General features: G+C 67.7%; 22 protein-coding genes. 9 read left to right on the top strand and 13 right to left on the bottom strand.

Annotated elements, in window-relative coordinates; all coding sequences use genetic code 11:
* Position 1: 1 nt before the first annotated feature.
* The 4 genes from QZ647_RS03450 to QZ647_RS03435 are packed head-to-tail and all read left to right on the top strand — an operon-like array spanning position 2 to position 4,762.
* Positions 2-1,378: a TolC family protein gene (locus tag QZ647_RS03450; protein WP_291270831.1), complete on the top strand. Its 1,377-nt coding sequence runs from the start codon at positions 2-4 to the stop codon at positions 1,376-1,378.
* An 11-nt stretch (positions 1,379-1,389) separates the two neighbouring features.
* On the top strand, positions 1,390-2,496 hold the full coding sequence (locus tag QZ647_RS03445) for an HlyD family secretion protein (RefSeq protein WP_291270830.1): 1,107 nt from the start codon (positions 1,390-1,392) through the stop codon (positions 2,494-2,496).
* A complete protein-coding gene (locus tag QZ647_RS03440; RefSeq protein ID WP_291270829.1) occupies positions 2,493-4,058 on the top strand; it encodes a DHA2 family efflux MFS transporter permease subunit in 1,566 nt (521 codons plus the stop codon). Before QZ647_RS03445 ends, QZ647_RS03440 begins: the two co-directional genes overlap by 4 nt.
* A gap of 26 nt (positions 4,059-4,084) precedes the next feature.
* On the top strand, positions 4,085-4,762 hold the full coding sequence (locus QZ647_RS03435; protein WP_291270828.1) for a hypothetical protein: 678 nt from the start codon (positions 4,085-4,087) through the stop codon (positions 4,760-4,762).
* Here QZ647_RS03435 and QZ647_RS03430 read toward each other — a convergent pair.
* From QZ647_RS03430 to QZ647_RS03390, 9 genes are all read right to left on the bottom strand, one after another.
* On the bottom strand, positions 4,756-5,280 hold the full coding sequence (locus QZ647_RS03430) for a ferritin family protein (RefSeq protein ID WP_291270827.1): 525 nt from the start codon (positions 5,278-5,280) through the stop codon (positions 4,756-4,758). The genes QZ647_RS03435 and QZ647_RS03430 overlap by 7 nt on opposite strands.
* Before the next feature lie 13 nt (positions 5,281-5,293).
* The gene (locus QZ647_RS03425; protein WP_286353734.1) at positions 5,294-6,193 is read right to left on the bottom strand and encodes a 2-oxoacid:ferredoxin oxidoreductase subunit beta; all 900 of its coding nucleotides are present in this window, start codon (positions 6,191-6,193) and stop codon (positions 5,294-5,296) included.
* An 8-nt stretch (positions 6,194-6,201) separates the two neighbouring features.
* Positions 6,202-7,992, bottom strand: coding sequence for a 2-oxoacid:acceptor oxidoreductase subunit alpha (locus QZ647_RS03420; protein ID WP_291270826.1), 1,791 nt, complete (start codon positions 7,990-7,992; stop codon positions 6,202-6,204).
* Between the two features lie 158 nt (positions 7,993-8,150).
* A complete protein-coding gene (gene fabD / locus QZ647_RS03415) occupies positions 8,151-9,089 on the bottom strand; it encodes an ACP S-malonyltransferase (RefSeq protein ID WP_291270825.1) in 939 nt (312 codons plus the stop codon).
* Between the two features lie 125 nt (positions 9,090-9,214).
* A complete protein-coding gene (gene plsX, locus QZ647_RS03410) occupies positions 9,215-10,240 on the bottom strand; it encodes a phosphate acyltransferase PlsX (RefSeq protein ID WP_291270824.1) in 1,026 nt (341 codons plus the stop codon).
* A 10-nt stretch (positions 10,241-10,250) separates the two neighbouring features.
* Complete coding sequence (gene rpmF, locus QZ647_RS03405) at positions 10,251-10,436, bottom strand: 50S ribosomal protein L32 (RefSeq protein ID WP_286353738.1); 186 nt, start codon at positions 10,434-10,436, stop codon at positions 10,251-10,253.
* Positions 10,437-10,481: 45 nt separating this feature from the next.
* Positions 10,482-11,015 (bottom strand): DUF177 domain-containing protein, encoded by a 534-nt coding sequence (locus tag QZ647_RS03400; RefSeq protein ID WP_291270823.1) that lies wholly within the window; start codon positions 11,013-11,015, stop codon positions 10,482-10,484.
* A complete protein-coding gene (locus tag QZ647_RS03395) occupies positions 11,012-11,512 on the bottom strand; it encodes a type II secretion system protein GspG (RefSeq protein ID WP_291270822.1) in 501 nt (166 codons plus the stop codon). Before QZ647_RS03395 ends, QZ647_RS03400 begins: the two co-directional genes overlap by 4 nt.
* 88 nt (positions 11,513-11,600) lie before the next feature.
* Positions 11,601-13,055: a sigma-54 dependent transcriptional regulator gene (locus QZ647_RS03390; protein ID WP_291270821.1), complete on the bottom strand. Its 1,455-nt coding sequence runs from the start codon at positions 13,053-13,055 to the stop codon at positions 11,601-11,603.
* Between the two features lie 63 nt (positions 13,056-13,118).
* Here QZ647_RS03390 and QZ647_RS03385 point away from each other — a divergent pair, with 63 nt between their 5' ends.
* The 5 genes from QZ647_RS03385 to rfaD all read left to right on the top strand — a co-directional run bounded on the left by QZ647_RS03385 (position 13,119) and on the right by rfaD (position 18,212).
* A complete protein-coding gene (locus QZ647_RS03385) occupies positions 13,119-14,237 on the top strand; it encodes a glycosyltransferase family 4 protein (RefSeq protein WP_291270820.1) in 1,119 nt (372 codons plus the stop codon).
* Positions 14,228-15,205 carry a glycosyltransferase family 9 protein gene (locus QZ647_RS03380; protein ID WP_291270819.1) on the top strand — a complete coding sequence of 326 codons (978 nt, stop codon included), beginning with the start codon at positions 14,228-14,230 and terminating at the stop codon, positions 15,203-15,205. Before QZ647_RS03385 ends, QZ647_RS03380 begins: the two co-directional genes overlap by 10 nt.
* A 27-nt stretch (positions 15,206-15,232) precedes the next feature.
* Positions 15,233-16,195, top strand: a complete 963-nt coding sequence (locus tag QZ647_RS03375) for a DUF1573 domain-containing protein (protein WP_291270818.1) — start codon at positions 15,233-15,235, stop codon at positions 16,193-16,195.
* Positions 16,196-16,260: 65 nt separating this feature from the next.
* On the top strand, positions 16,261-17,211 hold the full coding sequence (locus tag QZ647_RS03370) for a DMT family transporter (RefSeq protein ID WP_291270817.1): 951 nt from the start codon (positions 16,261-16,263) through the stop codon (positions 17,209-17,211).
* A gap of 65 nt (positions 17,212-17,276) precedes the next feature.
* Positions 17,277-18,212, top strand: coding sequence for an ADP-glyceromanno-heptose 6-epimerase (rfaD, locus tag QZ647_RS03365; protein WP_291270816.1), 936 nt, complete (start codon positions 17,277-17,279; stop codon positions 18,210-18,212).
* A 3-nt stretch (positions 18,213-18,215) separates the two neighbouring features.
* On the opposite strand, the gene QZ647_RS03360 is transcribed toward rfaD, so the two are convergent.
* From QZ647_RS03360 to QZ647_RS03345, 4 genes are all read right to left on the bottom strand, one after another.
* Entirely contained in the window at positions 18,216-19,382 is a 1,167-nt protein-coding gene (locus tag QZ647_RS03360; protein ID WP_291270815.1) for a fused response regulator/phosphatase, read from the bottom strand.
* 26 nt (positions 19,383-19,408) lie between these two features.
* Positions 19,409-19,747 carry an anti-sigma factor antagonist gene (locus QZ647_RS03355; RefSeq protein WP_286353748.1) on the bottom strand — a complete coding sequence of 113 codons (339 nt, stop codon included), beginning with the start codon at positions 19,745-19,747 and terminating at the stop codon, positions 19,409-19,411.
* Complete coding sequence (locus QZ647_RS03350) at positions 19,741-20,910, bottom strand: TIGR04552 family protein (protein WP_286353749.1); 1,170 nt, start codon at positions 20,908-20,910, stop codon at positions 19,741-19,743. Before QZ647_RS03350 ends, QZ647_RS03355 begins: the two co-directional genes overlap by 7 nt.
* A 91-nt stretch (positions 20,911-21,001) precedes the next feature.
* The gene (locus QZ647_RS03345; RefSeq protein WP_286353750.1) at positions 21,002-21,301 is read right to left on the bottom strand and encodes an ATP synthase F0 subunit C; all 300 of its coding nucleotides are present in this window, start codon (positions 21,299-21,301) and stop codon (positions 21,002-21,004) included.
* Positions 21,302-21,337 lie beyond the last annotated feature (36 nt).

Raw genomic sequence — 21,337 nt, 5'->3', positions numbered from 1 at the left:
CATGTCCCGCATCACCGCCCCTGCCCTCGGGCGAGGCTCCCTGCTCCTCCTGGCCTTGGCGACGCCCAGCCTGGCCTGGGCCCAGGTTCCGCCTGCCGCGTCCGTCGCCGGGCCGGTCGCCAGCCCCGCCAACGCCCTGCAGCTCACCTTGTCCCAGGCCATCCGAAAGGCCCTTGAACAGAATCCGCGGGTGCAGCAGTCCCTGCTGGCCATCGCCGAAAGCGGGGATGACCGCCGGGCTGCCGCCGCGGCCCTCATGCCCACCGTGGCCGCCCAGGCCACTGGCCAGCGGGCCAAGAACAACCTGGATGCCTTCATCGGCATCCCCACCCCGCACGGCCCCGAAGTGGTGGGCCCCTTCAACTGGGGCCAGGTGGGCGTCGAAGCCCAGGTTTCCCTGTTCGACCTGAGCCTCTGGAAGAAGTGGCGGGCCTCCCAGCATGCGGAGACCTCGGCCCGGGCCCAGGGCCGAGCGGTGCGGGAGGAAATCACCGCCCTGGTGGTGGGCCAGTACCTGCGCGCCCTTCGGGCCGCGGCCTCCGTGCAGGCCGGCGAGTCGCGGGTAGACCTGGCCGAGGCCCTGGCCAAGCTGGCGGAGAGCCAGCAGAAGCAGGGTGTGGGCACCAAGCTCGACACGCTGCGTTCCCAGGTGCAGCTGCAAACCGAGCGCCAGCGCCTCATCCAGGCCCAGACCCAGCAGTTCACAGCCCTCGCGGGCCTGGGCCGCCTGCTGGACTTGGAACCCGGCACCCGCCTCGACCTGACGGACACCCTCGTGGCCCCGGCACTGCCCGGAGGCAGCTTCCAGGAGGCCTACCAGGCGGGTCTCGGCCTGCGTCCTGAGCTCGCCGCCCTCGACGCCCGCGAGAAGGCGGCCGAGAACCTCCGCCAGGCCGCCCAGGGCCTCCGCCTGCCCACCCTCGTCGCCACCGGCGCCTACAGCTCCACTGGCCTCCAGTCCCAGCCCTGGGCCACCACCTACCAGGTCTCGCTGGGGCTCCGCGTCCCTCTGTTCACCGGAGGTCTCGTCTCCTCCCACATCTCCCGCGCCCGTTCCGAACAGGTCCGCATCCAAGAGGCGCGGCGGGATGTCCGCGCCCAGGTCGGCTTCGAGATCCAGGTGGCCCGGGCCGAGCTGGAGGCTGCCGCCCACGAGGTGGAGGTGGCAGGTCTGGCCGTGACCCTCTCGACGGAGGCCCTCACCCAGGCCCGCCACCGCTTCGAGGCCGGCGTCAGCAACAACATCGAAGTGATCAACGCCCAGGATGAACTGGCCCGCGCCAATGAAAACCAGATCAGCGCCCTCTACCGGCTGAACCAGTCCCGCGCGGACCTGGCCCGGGCCACGGGCCAGCTCGAATCCCTCTTCGCCCGCTGATGGAGCCCCCCATGAATCAAGAAGTTTCCGCCTCGACGGCTCCTGCCGAAGAACCCGCCAGTGGCGCCAAGGCCATGAGGGCGCTGCTCATCGGAACGCCCATCGCCCTCCTCATCGGCGGCGGCCTGTGGTTCTACTCCCGCAACCGCATGAGCACCGACGATGCCCAGGTGGACGGCCACCTCGTGCCCGTCTCCTGCCGCGTCTACGGCACCGTCGACAAGGTGCTCGTGGAAGACAACCAGGCCGTGAAGGCCGGGGATCCGCTGGTGGCCATGGACCCTCGCGACATCCAGGCCCGATTGGATCAGGCGAGGGCCGCCCAGGCCCAGGCCCGGGCCCAGGTCGAAGGGGCCAGGGCCGACCTGGAACGCGCCCGGGTGGCCTTCCAGCAGGCTCGCAGCTCGGACCTGGAGACGGCCAAAGCCACCCTCGATTCCAAGAAGGCCAGCCTGGACAAGGCCAGGACCGACCTCCAGCGCATGAAGCCCCTGGCGGAACGGGAAGAGATCTCCGCGCTCCAGTACGACGGCTTCCGCACCCAGGCCGAGGTGGCCGACAGCGAGTGGCGCGCCTCCCAGCAGCGCCTGAGCTCGCTCCAGCGCGAAGCGGACATCCGCAAGGTGGCCGTGGGCGCCGCCGAGGCCCGCCTGGCCTCGGCCCAGGCCCAGGTGGACCAGGCCCGCGCCAGCCAGGAAGGGCTCGAGCTGCAGCTCGGCTACACGCGCATCCTGGCGCCCGTGGACGGCGTCGTCACCCGCAAGTTCGTGGAGGCCGGACAGACCATCCAGCCGGGCCAGGGCCTGCTGACGCTGATCCCCCTGCACCAGACCTGGATCACGGCCAACTTCAAGGAGACCCAGCTCGCCCGCATGAAGCCCGGCCAGGAGGCTGAGGTCAAGGTGGACATGAACGGCGCGGTACTCAAGGGCCGCGTGGACTCGATCGCGGGCTCCACCGGCTCGCGCATGAGCCTGCTGCCTCCCGAGAATGCCGTGGGCAACTTCGTGAAGGTCGTCCAGCGCATCCCCGTGAAGATCCGCATCGACGAGGCTGAAGCCCAGAAGGTCATCCTGCGCCCCGGCATGAATGTCGAAGCCACGGTGATCGTGAAGTGACCTCCTCCCACCGCGCCATCAACCCCTGGGTCATCGCGCTCACGGTGATGATCGCGACCTTCATGGAAGTTCTCGACACCAGCGTGGCGAATGTGGCCCTGCCGCACATCGCGGGGGACCTCTCGGCCACGGTGGAAGAGACCACCTGGGTGCTGACCTCGTACCTGGTGGCCAACGCCGTGGTGCTGCCCCTGGGCGGCTATTTTTCGAGCCTCATGGGCCGCAAGCGCTTCTACCTCACCTGCGTGAGCGTCTTCACGGTGGCCTCGCTGCTCTGCGGCATCGCGCCTTCACTCGGTTGGCTGATCTTCTTCCGCGTGCTCCAGGGCCTGGGCGGCGGCGGGCTCCAGCCCATCTCCCAGGCCATCCTGGTGGAGACCTTCCCGCACGAGAAGCGCGGCGCGGCCATGGCGGTCTATGGCATGGGCGTGGTGCTGGCCCCCATCATCGGCCCAGTGCTCGGCGGTTGGATCACAGACAACTTCAGCTGGCACTGGATCTTCCTCATCAACATCCCGGTGGGTTTCCTGTCCTTCTCGCTCACCAGTGCCCTGGTCCAGGATCCGCCGACCTTCCACCGCATCTCCCTCAAGGAGGGCGCCCGCTTCGATTACCTGGGCATCGGCATCCTCACGCTGGGCCTCGCCTCCCTGGAGATCGTGCTGGACGAAGGTCAGCGCAAGGACTGGTTCAGCTCGGGCTTCATCGTCTTCTTCGCCATTGTCGCGGTGGTGGCCCTGGTCTTCGCCGTCCTCTACGAACTCGGGAAGGAACGGCCCATCGTGGACCTCAGGCTGCTGAAGGATCGGACCTTCGCCGTGTCGATCGTCATGCTCTTCGTCCTGGGTTTCGTGCTCTACGGCAGCCTGGCGCTGCTGCCCATCTTCCTCCAGACGCTGCTGGGCTACACGGCCCTGCTGAGCGGGTGGGTGCTGAGTCCCGGGGGCCTGGCCATCCTGCTGATGATGCCGGTGGTGGCCATGCTGCTGAAGAGGGTGGATACCCGCTGGCTCATCGCCTTCGGGTTCTTCACCTGCGGCCTGGGTCTCATCCAGATGTCCGGCTTCAACCTGCAGGTGGACTTCCAGACGGCCATGACCTCCCGGGTGGTGCAGAGCATCGGCTTCGCCTTCCTCTTCATCCCCATCAATGTCTCGGCCTTCCAGCACATCCCCCATGAGAAGACCGCCTACGCCGCGGGGCTCATGAACCTGGTCCGCAACATCGGCGGCAGCACGGGCATCGCCCTCGCCACCACCATGCTGGCCCGCCGGGCCCAGGTCCATCAGGCCAACCTCGTCGGCCACCTGTCCCCGGGTGACCCGGCCTACCAGGGCCTCCTCGACCGGGCCACCCAGCTGGGAATCCTGCGCGGCGGCCTCTCCCCCGCCGATGCCGCCCACATGGCCCAGGGCGCCGCCTACGGCACCGTGGTCAAGCAATCGAGCATGATGGCCTTCGCCGACACCTTCTGGTTCATGGGGGTGCTCTGCTTCGTCCTCATGCCGCTCCTCTTCCTCATGCGCCGGAGTCGGGCCACCGGCACCGTCCCCATCGACTGATTCCCCGGGATCGGTACCATGGACCGATGAGCCTCCGAGACCAGTCCTCTTCCGAACGCGCCTTCGCCACCTTCGTGATCCTCGCCCTGGCGGCCCTCCTCGCCAGCGGCCTGGCTTTCGCCCTCCGTCAGGAGCGGGCCCGCGCATCGGCTCCGCCGCCAGCCGCCAAGTCGCGCCTGGTGGCGGTCCTGGAGGGCGTCATGGCCCCCAATGTGACCCCGGCCGAAACCGAGACCGTCCGGATCTGGGTACAGGGCGGCGCCACGCGGGAGAGCTTCGCCCCCGTGGAGGTCATCGTGGCCAACAAATGCAGCGCCTGCCACAGCCCGGGGGCCCAGTTCCCCCCGATCACCGGCTATGAGGACCTGCGTCCCCTGGCCGTGGAGACGGTCTCGAGCGGCCTCTTCGCGCTCATCGGAGCCCGGGCGCTCCACCTGATCGTGTTCCCCCTGCTTTTCCTCATCGCAGCCTTCGGCTACCTGCGGCGGACGGCCTGGCGGGGGCGCCGCCTTCTCATGGGCTTCTGCGCGGCGATTGTGGCCTTGGATGCCGCCCAGTGGTGGTTGCGGCAGGGCCATCCCGGGGCCCCGTGGGCCTCCGGAATGGCCCTGCCCTGGCTGGCGATGGGCGCGATGGCCCTCGCCTTCGTGACGCTGGCGGCCGTGGTGCTGAAGGAGCTGTGGCTGGAACCCCGAAACTACTGAGGCGCCGGTTCGTCGACGAAGTCCTCGTCGGACAGGCCGCTGTCCGGCGGGAGCTTCGCCAGTTCGGCCTTCACGAGGTTCTGGTGGTGGGTCTCCTCGTCGCGCAGTTCCGTGAAGAGGGCCCGCACGCCGTCATCCTCGATGGAGGGAAGGGCCGCGACGAAGAAGGCATGGGCCTTCACCTCGGAAGCCAGGGCGGCCTTCATCGCCTGGCGGGGGCTCATGAAGGCGCGGGCGGCGTCGTAGTCCGGCGCCTCCACATCGAAGATCATGGCCCGGGTGGCCATCCGGGGCGCGTCGCCGAAGAGCTTTCGCCGGCGGGCGGCCAGTTCCTCGCCATGCTTGGCCTCATTGGCGGCCATGAGGCGGAAGAACGCAGCCGCCTCCGGCGTGCGGTGCTGCTCCATCTGGGCCGCGAACTCCTCGTACCGCTCCTGGGCCTCTTCCTCGATCAGGACAGCCAGATCGAGCGCATTCACCAGACTCAGGCTGGAAAAATCGATTCCTCGCGTTGCCATGCTGGGGCTCCCGTCACTTCTTGATGAAGAGGTCCAGGATACGCTCCTTCGACGGGGCGCCCTGGGAGAGCTGGGCCTGGCGCTCCCGGACCAGACCGTCGTAGGTCGGCGCAGGCTCGGGGTTCCGGTAGAACACACCGAGGTTCAGCTTGGTGCCATAGTTCTGGGCCAGGTTCATGGCCGCCAGCCGGTCCGACGGATCGTGCCCCAGGCTCTCAAGGGTCTCGCTGATGGCCTTGAGGCCCTTGATCTGCTGGGCCTCCTCGCCGTAGGTGACACAGGGGGACTGGATGTTCACGAAGGCGAAGCCGGGGTAGCGGATGGCCTCCTCGATGATGGCCGCCATGCCCACCAGGTCCGTGGGCGAGGCCTGGGCCACGAAGCCGGCGCCGTAGGCCAGCACATAGAGCAGCGGATTGACGGGGTTCTCGAGGCTCCCGTGGGGCGAGGTGCAGGTGGTGCGGCCCTTCTGCGAGGTGGGCGAAAGCTGGCCCTTGGTGAGGCCGTAGATCTGGTTGTCCATCACGATGTAGGTGATGTCGATGTTGCGGCGGATCAGGTGGGCGATGTGCCCGCCGCCGATGGAGAAGCCGTCCCCGTCGCCGCCGGCCGCCAGCACGAGCAGGTCGGGGTTGGCCAGCTTGATGCCCTGGGCGATGGGCAGGGCGCGGCCGTGGACGGTGTTGAAGCCGTAGGCCGTGGTGTAGCCGGGAATGCGGCTGGAGCAGCCGATGCCGGAGATGAAGGCGATCTCGTGGGGCGGGCGGCCGATGGCGGCCAGGGCGCGATAGATGCCCTGCACCACGGAATAGTCACCGCACCCTGGGCACCAGATGGGCTTCAGGTCGCTCTTGTAGTCCTTGGCCTGGAAGTCGCCCGGAGTGTTCACATTGGGGGTCATGGTAGCGCTCATGGTGAACCTCACTCCTGGGGCTGAAGCTTGCCCTCGTGGCTGCGCTGCAGCTCCGCGAGGAGATGGTGGAGGGCCGCGACGATCTCGCCGGGAAGGAAGGGATTCGCGCCGCTGCGGGCCAAGGACTGAAGGCCCTTGGGCAGGTCGAGGTGCATGCGCAGCACCTTGAAGGTCTGGGCCAGGTGGGACTGTTCGACGACGAGTCCCTTCTGGACCGAGGCGAAGAAGTCGCGGTAGGTCTGCTCGGCCACCGGGTAGAGCAGGTAGGGCACCATCAACTTCACATCCAGCCCCTGTTCCCGGGCCATCTGCAGCGCCTCACGGCATACGCCGGCCACGCTGCCCCAGGCCACCAGGGCCAATGGCGCATCGGGATTGCCGGTGATCTCGAAGAGGTCCTTGCGCTCCTTCAGCGGATCGAACTTCTTCGTGCGCTTGTCGTTCATGCGCGCGTGCACGGAACCGCTGTTCGTGGGGGCGCCGGATTCGACATGCTCGATGCCGGAAGCCAGGTAGGTTCCGCCCAGCATGCCGGGGTGGCTGATGGGGCTGATGTGGTTCTCGGTCTGCTTGAACCGCTTGTAGTCCTGGAGATCCGCGCCGGTGGGCTTCAGGCGGTCGATGATCTTGAACTGGCTGGTGTCGATGGGATCCAGGGTCTCCTTGCGCGAGGCGATCTCCTGGTCGGACAGGATGATCACCGGTGTCTGGTAGTACTCGGCGATGTTGAAGGCCTCAATTGTGGTGCGGAAGGTGTCGGCCACAGAGGTCGGGGCCAACACCGGGCGGATCACATCGCCATGGGCGGAGAAGGCCGCCGCGAAGAGGTCGGACTGCTCGGTCTTGGTGGGCAAACCCGTGGAGGGGCCGCCGCGCTGCACATCCACGATCACCAGGGGCAGCTCGGCGATGCTGGCGAGCCCCATCATCTCCGACTTCAGGGAGAGGCCCGGGCCGCTGGTGGCGGTCATGGCCTTCTTGCCGGCGAAGGAGGCGCCCACGGCCGCGCCGATGCCCGCGATCTCGTCTTCGGCCTGCAGCACGGCGCCGCCGTACTTCCAGACATGGTTGGTGAAGAACTGCATGATCTCGGTGGAGGGCGTGATCGGGTAGCCGCCGAAGAACTGGCAGCCCGCGAAGATGGCGGCGGCCGCGCACATGTCGTTGCCGTCGGTCAGGAGCTTGACGCCGCCCTTGTTCTCCAAGGGCACGATGGTCATGTCGGCCTTGAGGGGATGTTCCTTCGCGAACGCCATGCCGGCATCGAAGGCCTTCTGGTTGGCGTCGACGAGTTCCTGGCTCTTCTTGGCCAGCTTCTTGGAAATGCCCTTCATCACCGCCACGGCGCCGATGCCGAACCAGCCGGCGATGAGGCCCAGCACCACGGTGTTCTTGGCGCGTTCGGTGCCAGCGTGGGCCTTGGCCATCTCCGCGATGGGCACCGCGATCACCTGCAGGGGCGTCACGCCCACCAGGGGAATCTGGTTTTCGGGCACGCCGGTGGCGGCCTCGTAGATCACCACGGTGGTGCCGGCCACGGGCAGCTCGGCGCCGAACTTGAGGAAATCCTCCCAGTTCAGGGCCACGGCCACATCGAGGTTGCCTCCGGGGTTCAGAACCGGATCTGTGCTGATGCGCACGCGACAGGAGGACTCACCGCCGCGGATCTGGGAGCCGAAGCTCTTGGTCATCACGCCGTGATAACCCTCGGCCGAAGCGGCCTGGAGAAGGGAGTCACCGGCAGAGACGATGCCATCGCCTCCCGAACCGGCCATTCCGAAGACAAGATCCTTGCGCATGGGCACCTCGGACTGAGGGTGATGTGGGCGGCCTCCGAGCCTCATCCAGCCGCCCGGCACCGCACACTGGAAGACGCAGTGTCGTCCTCACCACCCTACCCCCGGGGGGCATTGCTTTTCATCACACCTTCCCGCCAGACAGCCTTGCCAGTGCTGTGTCAGCCCAGCTGGGCGAGGTCTTCGGGCGCACCGAAGCTCAGGGCCGAAACCTCAAGGCCCCGCTCCTTCGCCTGGCGCTTCACGAGGCCGGCCAGGACCTTGCCCGGCCCCAGTTCAAGAAAGGTGGTGACGCCCTGATCCAGCAGCAGGTCCAGGGTGGCCTGCCAGCGCACGGCGCCGGGGATCTGGCGCACCAGCCCGTCCCTCAGCGCCTCGGGCTCCGAGACTGCGGCTGCGTCCACATTGTTCACCAGGGGGCAGGCGGGTGCCTGGAAGACCAAGCTCCGCAGAATGGGCTCCATGCGCGCCTGGGCGGGCTCCATGAGGGGGGAGTGGAAGGGGGCGCTGACGGGGAGCTTCATCGCCTTCCGCCCGCCGCGGGCCTTGACGGCCTCCAGGGCCGCATCCACGGCCTCGGCGTGGCCGGCGATGACGATCTGCCCGGGGCCGTTGAAGTTCGCGGGCACTACGATCTTGCCGGTGGCGGCGGCCGCCTCGGCGCAGCTCGCTTCCACATCGCCCAGGCTCATGCCCAAGATCGCCGCCATGGCGCCCACGCCCACGGGCACGGCCTCCTGCATGGCCCGGCCGCGCTCGCGCACGGTGCGGACCGCATCCTGGAAGGTCAGGGCCCCCAGGGCCACCAGGGCGCTGTACTCGCCCAGGGAGTGCCCTGCGGCGAAGTCCGGCTTCGGCAGACGATGGCCCCAGGCCTGTACGACCATGATGCTGTGGGTGAGGATGGCGGGCTGGGTGTGTTCGGTGAGCTTCAGCGTCTCTTCGGGCCCTTCGGCCATCAGCCTCGACAGGGGAAAGCCCAGGGCCGCGTCGGCGTCCTGGAGCACGGCGCGCGCCGCGGGCTCAGCCTCCGCCAGCGCCACGCCCATGCCCACCGCCTGCGACCCCTGACCGGGAAACAGCCACGCGACCTTGCTCATAGGAGCCTCCATTACGAAAGAAATACTGATTCACCACGAAGACCTGAAGACACGAAGAAAAGAAAACCGGCTTCTTTTGTCCTTTTCGTGTCTTCGGGTCTTCGCGGTAGATCCTTATTCTGGGCTCAGCCCTGCGGCAGCAGCAGCGCCACGCGCTCCTGGATGCGCTCGTGCAGATGGTGTTCCGCGGCCCGCAGGGCGGCGCGGATGGCATTGCGCACGGCCTTGTGGTCGCTGCGGCCGTGACCGATGATGCTCACGCCCTTCACGCCCAGCAGCGGCGCGCCGCCGTACTCGGCATAGTCCAGCTTCTTCTTGAACCGCTTCATGGCGGGCTTGGCAAGCAGACCGGCCAGCTTGGTGATGGGGGTCTCCATGAAGCTCTCGCGAAGGCCGCCGATGATGCCCTCCGCCAGGGCCTCGCTGGACTTCAGCACCACATTGCCCACGAAGCCGTCGCAGGCGATGACATCGAAGTTGCCGTTCCAGATGTCACGGCCCTCGGCGTTGCCCTCAAAGCGGATGTCCATCTGGCGGAGCATGGCGGAGGCATCCTTGGTCACATCCGTACCCTTGCCATCCTCTTCGCCCACGCTGAGGATGCCCACGCGGGGACGCTCCAGGCCGAGCACTTCCTCGGCGTAGACCGAGCCCATCACGGCGAACTGCGCGATGTGTTCGGCCCGACTGTCCACATTGGCGCCCACATCCAGCAGCACCGTGGGATTGCCCTTCATGTTGGGCAGGACGCTGGCCAGGGCCGGCCGGTCCACGCCCTCGAGCTTGCCGATGACAAGGCTGGAAGCCACCATGGCGGCACCCGTGTGGCCCATGGACACCATGCCGTGGGCCCGCCCCTCGCGCACGAGCTGCGCAGCGACGCGGATGGAGCTGTCCTTTTTTTCCTTCAGGATGCTGGTGGCCTTGTCTTCCATCACCACGGTCTGGGAGGCGTGGACCACCTCCGCGCGAGCCATCAGCGCAGGCGTGAACCCCTGCCGCGCCAGCTCGGGGCGGAGCACCGCCTCGTCCCCGACGAGGTACAGGAAGAGCCCCGGCCAGGCCTCGAGGGCCTCCCGGGCGCCTTGCAGCGTTACATGGGGGGCGTGGTCGCCCCCCATGGCATCCAGTGCAATGCGATGGCCGTCCACCGGCCGGCCCTTAAGCCGTCTCGGCGACGCGAACGGCCAGCTTGCCGCGGTAGAACCCGCAGCTGGGGCACACGCGGTGCGGCAGCTTGGGGGTCTGGCAATTCGGGCAGGTGCTGGCGCTCATGACTTCCAGCGCGTCATGGGTGCGCCGGCGGTCGCGGCGGGCCTTGGAATGGCGGCGCTTGGGATTCGGCATGAAAAGCTCCTAGCAGATAGAACGCAATGTTCCAGGTTAAAGGGTTCAGGACTGCGGGTCCAGCTTGATTCCCGCGAGGGCCTTGGCCAGCGCCTGGTTCAGGGCGGACGGGGCCTGCACGGCATCGGGCTGGCACTGGCAGGGGCCCTTGTTCCAATTCTTGCCGCAGCTGGGACAAAGCCCCTTGCAGTCATCGGTACAGAGGGGGTGCATGGGGGCCTGGAGCTCGAACTGCTCCCGCACCAGCTCCGCCTCGTCCAGGTTGTCCTCCGGCAGGAAGACCACATCCAAGTCCTGGGAGCCCAGCGCATGGGAGCCACGGCCCACCAGGTCGGCGTCCTTGCTGCCCAGGAACTGGCTCTCGACCATGAGGGGGCGGTCCAGGGGCGCCAGACAGCGGCTGCAGAACCCCTGCCACACGGCCTGGCCCTTCACTTCGAGAAAGACATCGCCGTCGGAGGCCAGGGCAAAGACGGACCAGGCCAGCTCGCGCAGGGAGACATCCCCCTCCAGCTCCAGGCGTTCCGTGGTACCGCTCAGGCGGAGGCCCTCGGGGGGCAGGTGGTAGAGGTCGATCACTTCTTGGCTCCGGCGTCCGCAGCCTCGCCCTTGGGCGCGCCATCGGTCGTGGGCCCGGCGCCGATCACCTGGCCCTGGCCGGGGGTCCGGGTGATGGGCCCGAATTCATCCTGCCGGTCGGGATCGCCCGCGGACTTCAGCTCGTAGTTGTTCCGCGTGGACTTCCCCTCGTAGGGCTGCTTGAAGGGGTCGAGGGGGCTCATGCCGAGCTTGATGAGGCTTTCCTTCACCAGCGGGGAGTTGGGCTCCACCATGGCCTCGAAGCTGCCGAAATCGGGGTAGCGGGCATGCTTCAGGTGGTACTGGTCGAGGCCCTCGGCCACGGTCTTGAGGTCGTCCTGGGCTTTCACATGGCGGGCCTGGGCGCTGTATTTCTGGTACTGCTTGAACCCCAGCGTGCTGATGACGGCGATGATCATCAGGGCCACCAGCAGTTCCAGCAGCGAAAAGCCCCGGTGGGAGGGACGGGTCGCGCGGCAAGCGGAGGTCGGGTTCATGGGAAGGTCCGGAGAAAGGGCTCGTCTGCGTCGCATCCGAGCGTTCCAGTGTGCCAGGAATGGCCGAAAAAGCAAGGATCCATCAGCATCATGCGTCCTTGGAACCCTCGGTTCCACCGCCCTCGTCCACCGCGGACGCAGGGAAGTCGGCGGGCCAGGGGAAGGCCTTGGGAAGGGCTTCCACGCCCCCCAGTTCGGCCAGCCAGTAGCGGTAGGCCCGGAAGCTCATGCCGAGACGCTTTCCGGCCTTGGTCTTCACCCCACCCACCTCTTCCAGGGCCCGCCGGAGGAGATAGCCTTTCAGCGCGGTGAGCCAGGGTTCGAGGTCGAACCCCTCCGCCGGGATGCTGAAGGGCGAGGGGCGATCGGAGGTTTCGCTCATGGCCAGCGAGCCCAGCCCCTCGGGCAGGAGGTCCCGGGTGATGGGTCCCCCGGGATTGAGCGCCACGCAGCGCTCCATGAGGTTCTCCAGCTCGCGCACATTGCCCGGGAAGCGGTAGGTGAGCAGCTCGGCCATGGTCTCGGCGTGGAGCTGCATGGGTGGCTTGCCCAGCTTCTGGCAGAAGCGCCGGATGAAGTGCTCCGCCAGCACGGGCAGGTCCTCGGGCCGGTCGCGCAGCGGGGGCATCTCGATCTGGAGGATGTTCAGGCGGTAGAACAGGTCCTCCCGGAAGGCCCCGGATTCCGCGCGGGCCCGCAGGTCGCGGTTGGTGGCGGCAATGACCCGCACATCCACGGCCCGCTCCTCGGTGGCGCCGAGACGCCGGAACCGGCGCTCCTGGAGCACCCGCAGCAGCTTCACCTGGAGGGCCAGGGGCATCTCGCCGATCTCGTCGAGAAACAGGATGCCGCCACCCGCCTCCTCGAAGAGGCCCCGCTTCATGGCGCTGGCCCCCGTGAAGGCCCCCTTCTCGAAGCCGAACAGCTCGCTCTCCAGCAGGGCTTCCGGCAGGGCTCCGCAGTTCACGGCCACGAAGGGACCCCTGGCCCGGTCGGAGTAGCGGTGGATGAGCCGGGCCACCACCTCCTTGCCCGTGCCGCTCTCGCCCGTCAGCAGCACCGTGGTGTCGGCGCGGGAGACTTTCCCGATCAGCGCATTGATCTTCCGCATCACCGGCCCGACGCCCACCAGCTCGCCCAGGTCCGGGGGCAGCTGGGTTTCCGGCTCCGCGGCGGCCAGCAGGCCCTTCAGCGTACCGATGAGATCCTCGTGCTTGAAGGGCTTGGTGATGAAGTCCACGGCGCCCTGGTTCAAGGCCTGGACCGTGGTTTCCGTGGTGGCGTAGGCGGTCATGATCACCACCGGCGTCTCGACCCCCTGCTCCTTCATCCAGGTGAGCAGCTCGATGCCGGAACCGTCCTTGAGCTTCAGGTCCGACAGGACGCCGTCGAAAGAGGCCTCCTGGAGGGCCCGGCGCCCCTCCTCGATGCCGGTGACCGCCTCACAGGCGAACCCGGCCCCCTCCAGGGCCAAGGTCAGCACTTCCCGGAGGCCGGGCTCGTCCTCCACCAGCAGGATCCGTTGGGTCGAGGTGAGGGACATGGCACCCTGAAGAAGTGACGCGTTAGGTCAGTTATCCTATCTTGAACCCTTTTCTGGAGTCCCGTGAAGCACATCGTCTTTGCCCACCGGAAGCTGTCCTTCGGAGGCGGGGAGCGGGTGCTTCTGGAGCAGGTGGCCGCACTGGCCGATCTGCCGGTCCAGGTTTCGGTGATCTTCCGCAAGGAACCCGGGAAACGCGACATCGAGCCGGAGCTGCGCGCGCGGAACCCGAAGGTCGTAGAAGTGCTCCACCTGCCCGGCCCCCTGGGGGCCTTCCGGTGGCTGCGGCGGATCCGCCCGGATCTCCTGGTGCTCTGCAACCACAAGGGCGTGCAGCGGGCCCTGCCCTGGCTGGCCCGGACCGGCCTCCGCCTGCCCACCGTGGTCACCCTGCACGAACACTATGAACGCCACTTGCGGAAGTACCAGGGCATCCGCGGGTTCGTGGACCGCTGGCTCTGCACCTACGACTTCACCGCCGCCGTGCGGGAACACCTCGGCCCGGCGCCGTGCAGCATCATCCACCCCCTCTACCCCAGACCCGAGGCCCAGCCCGTGGATCCCGGGGCCCGGCGCGCGGCCCGGCGCGCCCTGCGCGTACCGGAAAACGCCGTGGTCGTGGGGTATGCCGGGCAGATGGACGCCCGGAAGGCGACCACCGATGTGATCCGGTTCGCAAGCCACCTGAGGGGACTCCTGGGCCATCCGCTGCACCTGCTCCTGGCGGGTCGGGAGGACGGGGGCTATGCCCAGGAGATCCAGGACGCCCTCGAGGATGAGAACCTGACCGGCCACTGCACCCGCACAGGCCCCCTGGGGGACCTTTCGCCCGCTTTCGCCGCCCTCGACCTCTATGTCATGACCAGCCGCAACGAGGGCTTCTTCCCCCTGGCCCTCATCGAAGCGCTGGAGCGGGGTGTGCCCGTGCTGGCCCCCACCGTGGGGGGCATCGGCACGGTGTTGAAGGATGGCGAGGGCGGCTTCCTCATCCCCAAGCCCGACGACCGGAAGCCCGTCGATGGTGCCCTCCTGCGCCAGGCCGCGGCCCGGATCGCCCCCCTGCTGGCGGATTCCACGACCTGGGAGGCCCAGCGGGCCAAGGCCCACGCCTTCGGCACGGCCCTGACCCGGAACTACGATGCGGCGGCCCGGTTCCGCGAGGCGGTGGCGGCATGGCTGTGATCCCCGACCACGCCACCTGGGTGCGCTTCCCGCGCTTTGTCGGGGATGCCGCCATGCAGCTGCCCGTACTGCGCCTGCTGCGGGAGCTGGCCCCCGACAAGGGCATCGGGCCCATCGTCGTCTGGGGCCCGAAGACCACCGTGGGCCTGGTGGCGAACACCTGGTTCTGCGACGCGGCCCTGGCCGACGAAGGCAAGCCCGGTCCCCTCGAGATGGCGCGCATCCTCCGCAGGCATCGCGCCGCCCGCAGCATCCACTTCCCGAAGTCCCTGCGGCCGGCCCTGGCCGCCTGGCTGGCCCGGGTGCCCGAGCGCATCGGCGTGGACGAAAGCCTGGCGGGTCTCTTCAACACCCACAGCGGCCCCTTCTGGGACGCGGAGGGCCCCTTCCTGCTCCGCTACCATGCCGTGCTGAAGCGGCGCTGGCCGGACCTGCCCCCCATGCCCTACGCCGACTTCGATCCGGCCGTGGCCATCGACAAGCCTGCAGAGCGCTACCTCTGCCTCATGCCCGGCTCGACCTGGCCCTCCAAGGCCTGGCCCGTGGACCACTACCGGGCCCTCCTCCTGAAGGCCCGCTCCGAAGGCTTCGCCGTGGCCGTGCTGGGCTCACCGGACGAGGCGGCCACCTGCGCGGCAGTGGCGGGAGGCGAAGGCCTCGACCTCTGCGGAAGGACCACCCTGAAGGAGGCCGCGGCCTGGATGCGCGGATCGACGGCCGTGCTGGGCAACGATTCGGGCCTGAGCCACCTGGCCGCCGCCTGCGGGGCGCCCGTGCTGGCCCTCTACGGCGCCACCGACCCCGGCGGCTCCACCCCCTGGGGGCCGAAGAGCCGCGGCCTCCGGAAGGAAGGCGTCCCCTGCGCGCCCTGCTTCAAGCCGGCCTGCTTCACCCCGGGCCACCCCTGCCTGGCGGGCATCGGGCCGGACCAGGTCTGGGCGGAACTCCAGGGCCTGATAACCGGATAGAATCACCGTTCACCTCCGAGGTTCCGCATGGTCCGCCGCCTTCTCCTCGCCTGCGCCGCCGTCACCCTCGTGGCCCAGGCGCCCGTCATCAGCTTCGACAAGACCCACCACGATTTCGGCCGCATCACCCCGGACCGCAAGGCCGCCGCGAAGTACCGCGTCACCAACACCGGCAACGCCATCCTCAGCATCACCCAGGTCCGGCCCAGCTGCGGCTGCACGGCCACGGTGCTGGGCAAGTGGTCCATCGGCCCCGGCGAGGGCACGGACCTGGAAGCCACCTTCGATCCCAAGGGCCTGAAGGGCGGGGTGCGGAAGTCCATCGAGGTCGTCTGCAACGACCCCAAGACCCCCACGGTCAGCCTGACTCTGGAAGCCGAGGTCGTGCAGGAGATCATGCCCTCGGTGGAATCGGTGTACTTCCACCTGGTTCCCAAGTCCGCCACCACCCGCGGGTCCGTCCGCTACGCCAGCGGCAATGGCGAGGCCGTGCAGCTCCTGGACGCGAAGGCTCCGGGCGCCCCCTTCCTCTCCTTCGGCTACCGGCAGGAGGGCAAGGATGTGGTGCTGGAAGTGGCCTTTGACGGCCGGAAGGTCCCGGCGGGCCGCTTCCGCGGCGTCGAGCAGGCCACGGTGCGGTTCTCGAATCCGCGGATGAACCAGCTGCCCCTGAACATCCAGTGGGAACTCAAGCCCTCGATCCAGACCTCTCCCATGGAGCTGGTGTTCCAGGATGCCCCCGGCAGGGAACTCCGCCAGAAGCTCTCCCTCAAACAGGCGGATGGACGCGCCTTCCGCATCACCGGGACCCGCTGCTCCCTGAACGGCGTCCGCGTGGAGGGGCTGGGGCCGAAGGCCGCGACCCAGGAAGTCTCCGTGGTGCTGCCCGCCACGCTGAAGGCTGGGCGCTACAGCGAGGTTCTGTCCCTGAACACCGACGATCCCGATCAGCCGGAGTTGACGGTCCGCCTGGCCGTGATCCTCAAATAGCAACAGTCCGTCAAGATTGCATGATGTTCGATTCCGGCCAGACGGGAGGGCGATAGCCTGGAGGGATGCCCAATTCCCGCCCCTCCCACCTGCTGGCCGTGCTCTCCCTGGCCGCCATTGCAGGCGTGTGGGGCGGGGGGTTCCCGGCCACCAAATACTGCCTGCAGGCGGGGTTGTCCGTCGGGGCCATCCTGACCATCCGCTTCGCCCTCGGCACGGCGGGCCTCGGCCTGCTGATGCTCCTGTTCCGGGTGCCCCTCCGGCGGCAGGCCGCCCTGGATGGCCTCTGGCTGGGGCTGGTCCTCGCCAGCCTCTTCTGGCTCCAGACCGATGGCCTGCGCTTCACGAGCACTTCAAAGTCCGGGTTCATCACCGGGCTCTATGTGATCTTCACGCCCATGGTGGCCCTGCTGGCGGGGGACCGCCTGCGGCCCTCCCATGGCCTGGGCGCCCTGGTGGCCCTGGCGGGCCTGGCCCTGCTGGTGCGGGAGCCGGGCGCGGCCTGGGGCGGGTGGAACCGCGGCGATTCCGAGACCCTGCTGGCGGCGGTGCTCTGCGGATTCCACATCGTGATGACCGCCCATTTCTCGCGGCGTTCCTCAGGCTGGGTCCTGGCCTTCATGCAGGTGGCCGTCACGGGGCTCATCTCCCTGCTCGTCACCCTGGCCCTGCCGTCTCCCCACGGTTTCCAGGGGGCCGGCGCCGCACTCGCCAAGGGTGGCACCTGGGTCTCGCTCGGCTTCATGGCGGTGCTGGCGACCACCCTGGCCTTCTATGTTCAAAGCACCATGCAGGCCCAGCTGGGCGCCACCGAGTGCGCCATCATCTTCAGCTCGGAACCCGTGTGGACGGCGGCCATTGCCATCAGCGGCTTCGTCCCGGGCATCAAGGAGCACCTGAGCCCGGCCCAGCTCTCCGGCGGTCTGCTCATCATTGCCGCCACCCTCGTGGCAGAGCTGGGACCCAGGTTGCTCCGGAGGCTCCAGCGACCGGAGCCGGAAGAGGCCATCGGCTAGGAATCCCCCCCTGTTTTTTGGAGAGCTGGCTTAGCCGGTATCCTGAAGGTCGAAGAGGAGTCGGCATGTTCATCGTCACGGGCGGCGCGGGGTTCGTGGGCAGCAACCTGGTGCGGGAGTTGAATCGCCGCGGGCACACGGACATCCTCGTGGTGGACAACCTGGCCCGGGCGGAAAAGGCCCGAAACCTGGCGGACCTCACGCTTTCGGACTACATGGACAAGCGCGAGTTCCGGGCGAGGCTGGACGCGGGCACGCTGGACCTGCGGCCCGAGGCCGTGTTCCACAACGGCGCCTGCTCCGACACGATGGAAACCGACGGCCGCTACATGATGGAGAACAACTTCGGCGATTCGAAGGCACTGCTCCACTGGTGCCTGGCCCGCAAGGCGCCCCTGGTCTACGCCAGCAGCGCAGCCACCTACGGTGCCAGCACGGACTTCGAACCCGTGCCGAAGAACGAAGGTCCCTTGAATGTCTATGGCTACTCCAAGCTGGCCTTCGACCAGCATGTGCGGAGCCTCCTGCCAGCCATCCAGAGCCCCGTGGTGGGCCTGCGCTACTTCAATGTCTTCGGCCCCCGGGAGCACCACAAGGGCCGCATGATGTCCGTGCTACACCAGCTGCTGCGCCAGCTGAAGGAATCGGGCGCCTGCAGGCTCTTCAAGGGCACCGACGGCTTCGGTGATGGCGAGCAGCAGCGCGACTTCATCTTCGTGGGCGACATCGTGGCCATCAACCTCCACTTCGGCAGTGCGGGCATGGCGAAGGGCATCGTGAACGCCGGCACGGGGCGCGCCCGCAGCTTCAACGACATCGCCCGCACCCTCATCACCCACCTCGGACAGGGCCGCATCGACTACATCCCCTTTCCCGAGGAGCTGCGCGGCAAGTACCAGAGCTTCACCCAGGCGGATGTGCGGAGCCTGCGTGGAGCCGGTTATGCCGCTCCCTTCACCGAGCTGGAAGCAGGCATCGCAGCGACCCTGGCGGAGATCTGATCCTCAGGCCTTGCGATCCAGGATCACCAGCGTGACATCATCCACGAAGGGCGCGGGATGGTTGAAGGCCCGGGCCTGGTTGATGACCACATCCGCGGCTTCCTCGGCGCCGGCAGGCAGTTCCGCGCAGATGCGCCGGAGGCCTGCTTCCTCGAGCATAGCCCGGTCCTCGCGCTCCACCTCCACCAGACCATCCGTGTAGAGCACCAGCCGGTCCTCGGCCTGGAACTCCGCCTGATGCTCCACGAAGGGCAGCTGGGGATCCAGGCCCAGCATGAATCCCTTGCCCCGAAGGACTTCGGATCGCTGCAGCCCGCCTCGGGCCCCGCGCACGATGCGCAACGGCGCGCAGTGCCCGGCCACCACATAGCGGATGCGATCCTCGGCGGGATCCAGACGGCCCAGCCAAGCCGTGGCGAACTGCTCCGCCAGGGTGGAGCGGCAAAGGTCCTCGTTCATCCCGTGGGCCCAGGTCAGGGGTTCACCTCCGAGCCGCACCTGGTTCTCGAAGGAGGTCTTCACCATGGCGGAGATCAGGGCCGCGGTCACGCCGTGACCGCTCACATCCGCAATCATCATGGCCGTGCTGCCGTCCGCCAGGGGCAGCACGGCATAGATGTCTCCGCCGATGCCCGCGGCGGGCAGGTAGCGGTGGGTGTACCGGGTCCCGAGCGCCTCGCCGGGCAGCTTGGGCAGCAGGCCCATCTGGAGGGCCGCGGCCAGTTCCATCTCCTCGTGCACGCGCTCCTGGAAGGCCATCAGCTCCTTGTTCTGGCGCTTGATCTCCTTCTGCATCGCGATGAGGCGGAAGGTGGAATCCACCTTGGCCAGCACCTCCTGGGCGTGGAACGGCTTGGGGATCATGTCGTCCGCGCCGAGGGAGAGGCCGCCGATGCGCGAAGCCGTGCCGTCCAGCGCGGAGAGGATGATGAAGTAGATGTCCCGGGTGGCGGGATCGCTCTTGACGCGCTTGCACAGCTCGTCGCCCGACATCTCGGGCATGCGGAGGTCCGAGATGATGAGGTCCGGCCGCAGCCGGCCCATTTCCTCCAGGGCCTCCAGGCCGTGGCCTGCGGTCAGGACCTGATAGCCCGCACGCTTGAGGTAGAAGCTGAGGATATCCCTGATGGGCGCTTCATCATCCACCACGAGGACCACGCCCTTGGCCATACGGATTCCTCAGATGGCGATCGGCGTCAGGCGCCGCGAAGGGCGTCCTGCTCCGTGGCGAAGATCGAGAAGTAGTTGGTGAGGTTCGTCTGGTCGAAGGTCTTCTTCACGGGCGCGGGAAGGCAGCAGAGGTGCAGCTTCCCACCGGACTTGTCGACGCTGTTCCGCGCGGCGACGAGCAGGCCGAGTCCCGAGGAATCGATGAAGCTGACGCCCTCCAGGTTGATCACCAGGAGCTTCGGCTGCGCCGTGGCCACCGTCTCGCGGATCACATCCCGCAACTGGGCGGTCACTTCGAAATTGACCTTGCCCTGGATGGACACCACCGAGGCGGTGCCTTCTTGGCGGGTCTGGATGTTCAGCATGGTTCCTCCTGAAGGATTCCCTGAAGCACTCGCCGCCGGGCGGCGTCCCGCTGGCGCTGTTTGTATTCCGAATGGGATGCCGGACCTGATCGTGAGCTTTGAAACCCCGATTGTTCCATCACTTGGACTTCGTGTGCGAAGAAGAAAGTAAACTCCTCCTGTTCCTGGATCAACTCAGGAATCCCCGCCAGGTCCGCCAGCTCCGCTTGGCCGAGCCCCCGGAGGCGGTTCTGGACGGTTTCCAGGGCCGCAGCCGCCGGCCCGGGCAGGCGGATCAGGGTGCGCGCGGTGAACTGGATGGCCGAGTAATCCTTGCTGGAAAAGGGGTTCTGTTCCAGCCCTCCCGATTTGAGGGCCAGGGTGTGGCTGAGGGATCGCCGTTCCTCTGGGCTCAGGTCGTAGATCTGGAACAGGGGCGGCATGGCCTCGGTCCAGGCCGCCAGGGCCTTCAGGTCGATCATCAGGTTCCGGCTCCGGCTGGGCTTGATGTGGGTGGGCATCAGCACATGGTGATCCAGCAGGAAGCGGATGACCATGAGCACGCCCAGCTGGTCCTCGGCCACCAGGCGGATGCCGATCTGATCGTAGATGGTCTCCGCCACATTCTCGGGCTTGTGGAGCATCTTCAGGAGCATGGACACGCGGTCCTTGTTCTCCTTGCGCTCCACGGCCACCAGCGGCACCTCGTAGGCCCCCCGCAGCAGCCAGCGCCCCTCCTCGCACACGAGGTACTGGTCGTAGCGGCCGAAAACCTGGCTCTGGATCTCCGGGAGGAAGCGGAGGTTCACATTGTGGTCCACATGGAAGAGCGTGTGCATCACCCGCAGGACGGCGCAGGCCCAGCGGCCGCTGAGGGTGCGTGGCCGTTCCGAGGCCCAGACCAGGAGATCGAGGGGATCCCCCAGGGCCCGGAGCTCGTTGGGAACATGCAGGTTCGTCCCCTCGAGCACCACCCCCTCCAGGAAGTCGATGGCGTCCTCGTAGATCCGGAGCACCCTCGCCCGGTGGGCGGGCACGCTCATGTCGTAGCCGTAGTTGAGGGCGAAGGTCCAGGCCTCGTCATGGGACTGGATCCGCAGCCCGTCCAGGTCGATGGGCGAACCACCGCCGAGGATCACCTGGGTGACCTCCGGGGGCATGGGAAAGAGGGCATGTTGTCGCATGGCGTCCAGCATGTGTATCGGCTCGCATCATGAATCATAAAAAATTGGGGCGCCCAGGAAATCGGGCGCCCCATCGAAAATCGGTTTTGTCCTACTTGATGGCGAAGGCGGCGACGAGCACATAGATCACGAGGGCCTCGATGAGGGCCAGGCCGATGATCATGGTGGTGCGGATGTTGCCGGCAGCCTGGGGATTGCGGGCCACGCCTTCGCAGGCGGCGACCACGGCCTTGCCCTGGGCCAGACCGCAGCCGGCGGCCGCGATGGCGAGGGAGAGGTGGGCCACGAACTGGCCTTCGAAGAGGCTCTTCTGGGCGGCGACGGGGGCGCCCTGCGCGAAGGCGACGGCAGCCAGGGTGAACAGGAAGGCGGTGGTGAGGAACTTCTTCATGGTGGTGCTCCTGAAAGGTGTCCAAGGGGTTCGGAA

The organism is Geothrix sp., assembly GCF_020622065.1.
In the GTDB taxonomy this organism is placed as follows: domain Bacteria; phylum Acidobacteriota; class Holophagae; order Holophagales; family Holophagaceae; genus Geothrix.
Note: the sequence above shows the minus strand (reverse complement) of the source record. Positions and strands in the feature narration are given on the sequence as shown.

What these genes read in the sequence shown, in the direction of transcription:
- QZ647_RS03350 (WP_286353749.1), bottom strand. Translation starts at nt 20,910, where the DNA reads ATGCGACAACATGCCCTCTTTCCCATGCCCCCGGAGGTCACCCAGGTG.
- QZ647_RS03450 (WP_291270831.1), top strand. Translation starts at nt 2, where the DNA reads ATGTCCCGCATCACCGCCCCTGCCCTCGGGCGAGGCTCCCTGCTCCTC.
- QZ647_RS03380 (WP_291270819.1), top strand. Translation starts at nt 14,228, where the DNA reads ATGGCTGTGATCCCCGACCACGCCACCTGGGTGCGCTTCCCGCGCTTT.
- QZ647_RS03430 (WP_291270827.1), bottom strand. Translation starts at nt 5,280, where the DNA reads ATGGCAACGCGAGGAATCGATTTTTCCAGCCTGAGTCTGGTGAATGCG.
- QZ647_RS03390 (WP_291270821.1), bottom strand. Translation starts at nt 13,055, where the DNA reads ATGTCCCTCACCTCGACCCAACGGATCCTGCTGGTGGAGGACGAGCCC.
- rfaD (WP_291270816.1), top strand. Translation starts at nt 17,277, where the DNA reads ATGTTCATCGTCACGGGCGGCGCGGGGTTCGTGGGCAGCAACCTGGTG.
- QZ647_RS03375 (WP_291270818.1), top strand. Translation starts at nt 15,233, where the DNA reads ATGGTCCGCCGCCTTCTCCTCGCCTGCGCCGCCGTCACCCTCGTGGCC.
- QZ647_RS03395 (WP_291270822.1), bottom strand. Translation starts at nt 11,512, where the DNA reads ATGAACCCGACCTCCGCTTGCCGCGCGACCCGTCCCTCCCACCGGGGC.
- rpmF (WP_286353738.1), bottom strand. Translation starts at nt 10,436, where the DNA reads ATGCCGAATCCCAAGCGCCGCCATTCCAAGGCCCGCCGCGACCGCCGG.
- QZ647_RS03425 (WP_286353734.1), bottom strand. Translation starts at nt 6,193, where the DNA reads ATGAGCGCTACCATGACCCCCAATGTGAACACTCCGGGCGACTTCCAG.
- QZ647_RS03345 (WP_286353750.1), bottom strand. Translation starts at nt 21,301, where the DNA reads ATGAAGAAGTTCCTCACCACCGCCTTCCTGTTCACCCTGGCTGCCGTC.
- QZ647_RS03445 (WP_291270830.1), top strand. Translation starts at nt 1,390, where the DNA reads ATGAATCAAGAAGTTTCCGCCTCGACGGCTCCTGCCGAAGAACCCGCC.
- QZ647_RS03420 (WP_291270826.1), bottom strand. Translation starts at nt 7,992, where the DNA reads ATGCGCAAGGATCTTGTCTTCGGAATGGCCGGTTCGGGAGGCGATGGC.
- QZ647_RS03360 (WP_291270815.1), bottom strand. Translation starts at nt 19,382, where the DNA reads ATGGCCAAGGGCGTGGTCCTCGTGGTGGATGATGAAGCGCCCATCAGG.
- fabD (WP_291270825.1), bottom strand. Translation starts at nt 9,089, where the DNA reads ATGAGCAAGGTCGCGTGGCTGTTTCCCGGTCAGGGGTCGCAGGCGGTG.
- QZ647_RS03355 (WP_286353748.1), bottom strand. Translation starts at nt 19,747, where the DNA reads ATGCTGAACATCCAGACCCGCCAAGAAGGCACCGCCTCGGTGGTGTCC.
- QZ647_RS03435 (WP_291270828.1), top strand. Translation starts at nt 4,085, where the DNA reads ATGAGCCTCCGAGACCAGTCCTCTTCCGAACGCGCCTTCGCCACCTTC.
- QZ647_RS03370 (WP_291270817.1), top strand. Translation starts at nt 16,261, where the DNA reads ATGCCCAATTCCCGCCCCTCCCACCTGCTGGCCGTGCTCTCCCTGGCC.